Origin of the sequence: Glycomyces endophyticus (assembly GCF_039531525.1) — a bacterium.
Taxonomy (GTDB): Bacteria; Actinomycetota; Actinomycetes; order Mycobacteriales; family Micromonosporaceae; genus Glycomyces; species Glycomyces endophyticus.
Genome location: NZ_BAAAQF010000002.1, coordinates 435,800 through 442,329, shown reverse-complemented (window position 1 = coordinate 442,329; position 6,530 = coordinate 435,800). Strand labels below are relative to the sequence as shown.

Below are 6,530 nucleotides of genomic sequence, written 5' to 3'. Positions count from 1 at the left end.
CCCGCACCCCGCACCCCGCACCCCGCACCCCGCACCGAGTGTGATGTCCGCCCATCACCCGATCCGGTGAAATCCGGTCGGGAGACCCGGTTTTCGGGGCGTTTCTGTCGGACCCCTCGGCAAACATCGCCGCTACGGTCCCCTTCTGGGTGGGTGGGGGCTAGGGACGGTCTCCTGCCTTTAGCCCTCAATGCCCCTTGCGAAGCCCCCTCGCCTTCACTAGTGTTCGCATAGAGCACACAGTTTCACTGAGCGCACACCACTAATGGACCACTTCCGCAGACCCCCGGGGGCCGCCGTGAGCACCGCCTTCATCCTCGACGCCGTCCGCACCCCGATCGGCCGCCACCGCGGCGCGCTCGCCGGAGTGCGCCCGGACGACCTGGCCGCCAAGGCGATCGCGGGCCTCGTCAAGCGCAGCCCCGGCCTGGACCCGTCCGCCGTCGGCGACGTCGTCCTCGGCAACGCCAACGGCGCGGGCGAGGACAACCGCAACGTCGCGCGCATGGCCGCCCTCCTCGCCGGGCTCCCGACCTCGGTCCCCGGCACCACCGTCAACCGCCTCTGCGGCTCCGGCGCCGAGGCCGTCGTCGCCGCGGCCCGCGCGATCGAGTGCGGCGACGCCGCAATCGTCGTCGCCGGCGGCGTCGAGTCGATGAGCCGCGCCCCGTGGGTCCTCCCGAAGACCGAGCAGCCCTACCCGCGCGGCGGCCTCGAACTCGCCGACACCGCGCTCGGCTGGCGGCTCGTCAACCCCGCCATGGACTCCCGGTGGACCGTCAGTCTCGGCGAGGGCGCCGAGATCCTCGCCGACGAGTTCGGCATCACCCGCGAGGCCCAGGACGCCTTCGCCGCGCGCAGCCACCGCCTCGCCCACGCCGCCTGGGAGTCGGGCGCCTTCGAAGACGAGGTCCTCCCCCTCCCCGAGCTCGCCCGCGACGAGGCGATCCGGCCCGCGACCTCCCCCGAGATCCTCGCGAAGCTGCGGACCGCGTTCCGCGCCGACGGCACCGTCACCGCCGGCAACGCCAGCCCCCTGAGCGACGGCGCCGCCGCGCTCCTCCTCGGCGACGAGGCCGCCGCCGCGGACCACGGCAGGCCCTTGGCGCGCATCGTCTCCCGCGCGGTCGCGGCCGTCGACCCGCACCGGTACGGCATCGGCCCGGTCGCCGCCGCCGAGCGGGCCCTCGAACGCGCCGGCATCGGCTGGGGCGACCTCGACACCGTCGAGCTCAACGAGGCGTATGCGGCGCAGTCGCTCGCGTGCCTGGCGTCCTGGCCCGACCTCGACCCCGAGATCGTCAACCCGCAGGGCGGCGCCATCGCGATCGGCCACCCGCTCGGATGCTCAGGCGCACGACTCCTCGCGACCCTCGCATGGCGGCTCCGCAGGGAGGGACGGCGCTACGGCCTGGCGGCCCTGTGCATCGGCGTCGGCCAGGGCATCGCGGTCGTCATCGAAGCGGCCTGACGGCCACCGCACCGCACCGCACCGCACCGCACCGCACCGCACCGCACCGCACCGCACCGCACCGCACCGAGTGAAGCCAAGCACCGCCGAACCGGATAGCGCCCGCTCAGCCGAACTGGATCGCCATGTCCGCCAGGATCCTCGCCGCGGTCGCCATGAGCGGCGGCAGCAGGTCGCGGCGGGCCGAGTCGAGGTCGGTGCGGCTGGCGTGCGAGGAGACGTTCACCGCCGCGACCGCCCGGCCCCACTGGTTCCGGATCGGGACCGCGATCGAGCGCAGCCCCTCCTCCAGTTCCTGGTCGACGAACGCCCAGCCCTGCGCGCGGACCCGGTCGAGCTCGGCGCGCAGCCGGCCCTCGTCGGTGATCGTGTGCGGCGTGAACGCGGTCATCTCGGACGCGGCCAGCGCCGCGTCCAGCCCGTCCGCGTCCAGGTCGGCCAGCAGGACCCGGCCCATCGAGGTGCTCACGGCCGGGAAGCGGGTCCCGATGTTGATGGAGACGCGCATGATCCGCTGCGTCGCGACCCGTGAGACGTAGACGATGTCCGTCTCGTCGAGCACCGCGACCGACGCCGACTCCTGCACCTCCGCGACCAGGCGCTCCAAATGCGGCTGGGCGACCTCGGGCAGCGACAGGCTCGACAGGTACGCGAAGCCGAGCTCCAGGACGCGCGGCGTCAGCGCGAAGTACCGGCCGTCGAACCGCACGTACCCGAGCTCGGTGAGCGTCAGGAGGAACCGCCGCGCGGTGGCGCGGGTCAGCCCGGTCTCCTTGGCGACCTCGCTGAGCGTCATGGCCTCCCGCTCGGCCGAGAACGACCGGATGACGGCGAGCCCGCGCGCGAGGGTCTGCACGTAGTCGGAGTTGCGGGGCGCGCTCGTCGTCGCCTCGTCGCTGTCCGGGGTCTCCTGCATGGGCTCAGCCTATCCGTGCGCCGCGGGACGTGACTCAACCGCGCTCGGCGATGCCGTGGCCGTCGGGGTCACGTTCGGGGAGGTCGCCGAAGCCCTGCTCGTCGAGGGCCGCTTCGGCGGGGCCGCGCCCCGCGACGATCCCGCCCGCGACGTGGAAGGCCTGGTTCGCCCGCGGGAGCCCGGCGTACACGGCGGTGTGGAGGAGGACCTCCTTGATCTCGTCGGCGCTGACGCCGTCGTCGAGGGCGGCGCGCACGTGCATCGCGAGCTCGTCGTCGTTGCCGAGCGCGCACAGGACGCCGATGGTGAGCAGGCGCCTGGTGTGCGTCTCGAGGCCGGGCCGGGACCAGACGCCGCCCCAGGCGTACTCGGTGATGAACTCGCCGAAGTCGCGGTCGAAGTCGGTGCGGGCGGCGTTCGAGCGGTCGACGTGGGCGTCGCCGAGCACGGTGCGGCGTACGGCGTCTCCGTCAGCTTTCGTCATGGTCGTCCTCCAGGAACTCGGTGATCAGTCGGTTGAACCAGTCGGGTCGTTCGGCGGTGAGGAGGTGTTTGGCGCCCTCGGCGAGGACCATGCGGGCGCCGGGGATGCGCTCGTCGAGGAACGCGGCGTCGGCGGGGGTCGTGACCTCGTCGGCGGTCCCGCCGACGATGAGCGCGGGCGCGGTGATCCGGTGCACGTCGTCGCGCTGGTCCATGGCGCCCAGGGCTTCGCAGCAGGCGGCGTAGCCGTCGTCGTCGCAGGCGTCGAAGTGGCGCCGGAACCCGGCGACGGTGTCGGGCTGGTCGCGCACGAAGGCGGGGGAGAACCAGCGGCTCATCGCGGCGGCGCTGATGGAGGCGGTGCCGTGGGCGCGCACGGCGTCGGCGCGGTCGCGCCAGCCTTCGGGCGTGCCCAGCTCGGCGGCGGTGGAGACGAGGACGAGGCGGTCGACGCGTTCGGGCCGGCTCACGGCGAGCCGCATGGCGACGGCGCCGCCGAGCGAGACGCCCGCGAGGTGCGCGCGCTCGATCCCGAGATGGTCGAGGAGGTCCACGACGTCGCCGGCGAGGTCGTCGACGGTGATCGAGGCACTGCCGGGCCGTTCGCCGGTCCCGTCCTCGACCTGCGCGCGGCCGCCACGGCCGGTTCCGAGGTCACCATGGCCCGTTCCGCTGCCGCTTCCGTCGCCACGGCCGGTCCCGACCTCGCCTCCACTCTCGCGGCCGGTCTCACGGTCACCTCCACCAATCCCGCGGTCAGCTCCGCCAACGCCACGGTCGGACCCACTGTCACCTCCGCCTCCGCCGCCGGTCGCGAACGGCGTGCGCCCGTGGCCGCGGGCGTCGAAGCGGATCAGGCAGAACCGGTTCCCGAGGGGCGTGACCTGCGGTCGCCACATGTCGACCGTGGTGCCGAGCGAATTGAGGAGCACGAGCGGCGGGCCGTCGCCGTCGATCTCGAAGTGGGGGATCATCCTTCGGCCTCCCGCAGGTTCCGTGCCATGGCGTCGACGTCGTATCGCAGGCCCTCCAGGGACTCCCGCAGCCAGGCGGCGGCGGACCCGGTGAGCCGCAGCAGGTCCGAGAGGGTCTCCCATTCGCTGTGCCACAGCCCGGGGGAGCGCTGGAGCTCCTGCGGCATCGCGGCGAACAGGGTCGCCACCAGGCCCGGCGTGCGGGCGGCGCACGCGCGGGCGCAGGTCGCGGCGACCGGGTTGCGCTTGTGCGGCATCGAGGTCGAGCCGCCAGGGCGCCCTTCGGCGACCTCGCCGATCTCGTTCTGGCTCAGCAGGATGACGTCGACCGCGACCTTGGCGCACGCGCCCGCGGCCTCGGCGGCGGCAGCGCCGATGCGGACGACGGGTCCGCGCGAGGTGTGCCCCAGGGACCGGCCGGGGTCCATGCCGAGACGGCGCAGAAAGTGCGCGGGCAGGTCCTTCTCCGGGATCATGCGCTTCGACCAGTTCGTGCCGACCGGGCCCGCGATGACACCGGGGAACGCGAGCCCTTCGAGTGCGGTGCGGGCCTGGCGGATCCCGAAGCTCCAGCGGCCGTTCAGGTTCGTGATGTCGATGGGGGCCGCGCGCTGGAGCAGCGTCCGGCCCCACAGGGTCGGCACACGGTCCCATCCCTCGTTCAGGAGGTGTTCGAGCAGCGCGTCCTCGCAGGCGCGCAGGTCTTCCGCGACCGCGGCGACGGCGTCCCTTGCGACGAGCATCATCGCGGTGTCGAGGATGTCCTGGCTGGTCGCGGAGTAGTGGATCGCGTCGTGGTGGGCCTCGGGCACGAGTTCGCGGAGCCGCTCGACGACGCCCGCGACCGGGTTGCCGATGGTCGCGGCCGAGGCGGCGACGGCGGCGGGGTCGAAGTGCTCGGGGACGGCGGCCGCGGCGACGGCGTCGGCGGCTTCGCGGGAGACGTGCCCGGTGTCGGCGGCGGCCTCGGCGAGGGCCGCCTCGGCCCGGAGCATCGCGGCGAGCCAGGCGCGCCCCGAGACGGCCTCGGCGGCGCGGCCGCGGGAGAAGACCGCGTCGAACAGCTCGGTCATCAGGTCCCTTCCGTTCGCTCGGACATCGGATCCCGGCGCGCCCGCTAGCTCGGCGGACTACTCCGGGCGACGGCCCCGACGACTTCGAGTGCTCGGGCGCCGGGGTGCTCAAACATCGAAGAACACCGTCTCATCCTCTCCTTGGAGCCGGATGTCGAACCGAAGACCATCGTCATCGGGGACCGCGAGCAGCGTGTGCCGCCGGTCGTTCGGGACCTTGGCGAGCACGGGGTCGTAGGCGTTCAAGGGCTGGTCGGGGAAGTACACGCGAGTGTGCAGCTGGAGGAGCAGGCCGCGGGCGTGGACCATGACCGCGAGGTGCGGGGCGCAGCTGTCGCGGGTCTCGCCGGGCATGACCGTGGTGAACGCGAAGCGGCCCGCGGGCGCGGTCGAGCAGCGCCCGAACAGGCCGCCGTGCGGGCCGGCGCCGAGTCGGCCGTCGCCGTCGGCCTGGAGGACCTCGACGAGCGCGTCCGGCACCGGCTCCCCCGCGCCGTCGAACACGGTCCCGTGGACGCGCAGGTCGCCGCCCGCGACGATGACCGGCCCGCCCTCGTACGGGAGGGCGAAGCCGTAGAAGGGCCCGACGGTCTGGCCGGGGGTGAGTGCCTGCTCCGCGGCCGGGCCGGGGGTGAGTGCCTGCTCCGCGGCCGGGCCGGGCCGCTCGTGGACGGTCCGGTCCCGGGCCTCGCCAGCCGTACTGTCGGCGCGGCCGCGGGCCTCGCCGGCGGTCCTGTCGGCGCGGCCGCCAGCCTCGTCGGCGGTCCGGTGCCCGGCCTGGTCGGCGCGGTCGGCGCGGTCGCCAGCCTCACCGGCGGCCCGATGCCCGGCCTGGTCGGCACGGTCGCGGGCTTCGCCGGCGCTCCGGTGCCCGGTCCGGTCGGCGCGGTCGGTCATCGGACCTCCTCGGGGAGGTCGCTCTCGAAGACCGTCCGGTCCGGGCCGCGCAGGACGATGTCCCAGCGGTACCCCGTGGCCCACTGGTCGACCGTGGCGTCGAGGTCGAAGGACGCGACCATGCGGTCGCGCGCGGCCGCGTCGGTCACCGATCGCATCACCGGATCGTAGGCGACCAGCGGGTCGCCGGGGAAGTACATCTGCGTGATGAGCCGCGAGGCGAACGCGGTGCCGAACAGCGAGAAGTGGATGTGCGCGGGCCGCCAGGCCTTGTCGTGGTTGCGCCACGGGTACGGGCCCGGCTTGACGGTGACGAACCGGTAGTCCCCGTGCTCGTCGGTGAGGCAGCGGCCCACGCCGGTGAAGTTCGGGTCCAGCGGCGCGTCGTGGGCGTCCTCGGCCTGCGCGTACCGGCCCGAGGCGTTCGCCTGCCAGACCTCGACGAGCTGCCCGGCGAGCGGGGTCCCGTTGCCGTCGCGGACCCGCCCGGTGACGACGATGCGCTCGCCCAGCGGGGCCCCGTCGTGCTGCGCGGTGAGGTCGCCGTCGAGGGGCCCGATCGGGCCCGCGCCGAGGAACGGCGCGGACAGCTCGGTCTCAGGGTCGTGGAGCGGGACCAGCGGCCGCTTCGGGTGGCGCAGCGCGGTGGAGCCGTAGGCGGGGAAGTCGCGGTCGGGGTGGACGCCGCGGCCGTCGCGGCGCAGGGGGCCCGCCAT

The 6,530-nt window shown here is 74.2% G+C and carries 7 protein-coding genes; 1 reads left to right on the top strand and 6 read right to left on the bottom strand.

Annotated features, from left to right (window positions below):
• Positions 1–298 precede the first annotated feature (298 nt).
• Complete coding sequence (locus ABD419_RS02805; RefSeq protein ID WP_344481447.1) at positions 299–1,471, top strand: thiolase family protein; 1,173 nt, start codon at positions 299–301, stop codon at positions 1,469–1,471.
• A gap of 106 nt (positions 1,472–1,577) precedes the next feature.
• Here ABD419_RS02805 and ABD419_RS02800 read toward each other — a convergent pair whose 3' ends face one another.
• The 6 genes from ABD419_RS02800 to pcaH form a co-directional block, all read right to left on the bottom strand.
• Positions 1,578–2,387 (bottom strand): IclR family transcriptional regulator domain-containing protein, encoded by an 810-nt coding sequence (locus ABD419_RS02800; RefSeq protein ID WP_344481444.1) that lies wholly within the window; start codon positions 2,385–2,387, stop codon positions 1,578–1,580.
• Positions 2,388–2,421: 34 nt separating this feature from the next.
• Positions 2,422–2,871: a 4-carboxymuconolactone decarboxylase gene (gene pcaC, locus ABD419_RS02795; RefSeq protein WP_344481442.1), complete on the bottom strand. Its 450-nt coding sequence runs from the start codon at positions 2,869–2,871 to the stop codon at positions 2,422–2,424.
• Entirely contained in the window at positions 2,858–3,844 is a 987-nt protein-coding gene (locus ABD419_RS02790; protein WP_344481441.1) for an alpha/beta fold hydrolase, read from the bottom strand. The genes pcaC and ABD419_RS02790 overlap by 14 nt, the downstream gene beginning before the upstream one ends.
• Positions 3,841–4,917: a lyase family protein gene (locus ABD419_RS02785; protein ID WP_344481438.1), complete on the bottom strand. Its 1,077-nt coding sequence runs from the start codon at positions 4,915–4,917 to the stop codon at positions 3,841–3,843. The genes ABD419_RS02790 and ABD419_RS02785 overlap by 4 nt, the downstream gene beginning before the upstream one ends.
• Before the next feature lie 108 nt (positions 4,918–5,025).
• A complete protein-coding gene (pcaG, locus tag ABD419_RS02780) occupies positions 5,026–5,814 on the bottom strand; it encodes a protocatechuate 3,4-dioxygenase subunit alpha (RefSeq protein WP_344481437.1) in 789 nt (262 codons plus the stop codon).
• The gene (gene pcaH / locus ABD419_RS02775; protein ID WP_344481435.1) at positions 5,811–6,530 is read right to left on the bottom strand and encodes a protocatechuate 3,4-dioxygenase subunit beta; all 720 of its coding nucleotides are present in this window, start codon (positions 6,528–6,530) and stop codon (positions 5,811–5,813) included. The genes pcaG and pcaH overlap by 4 nt, the downstream gene beginning before the upstream one ends.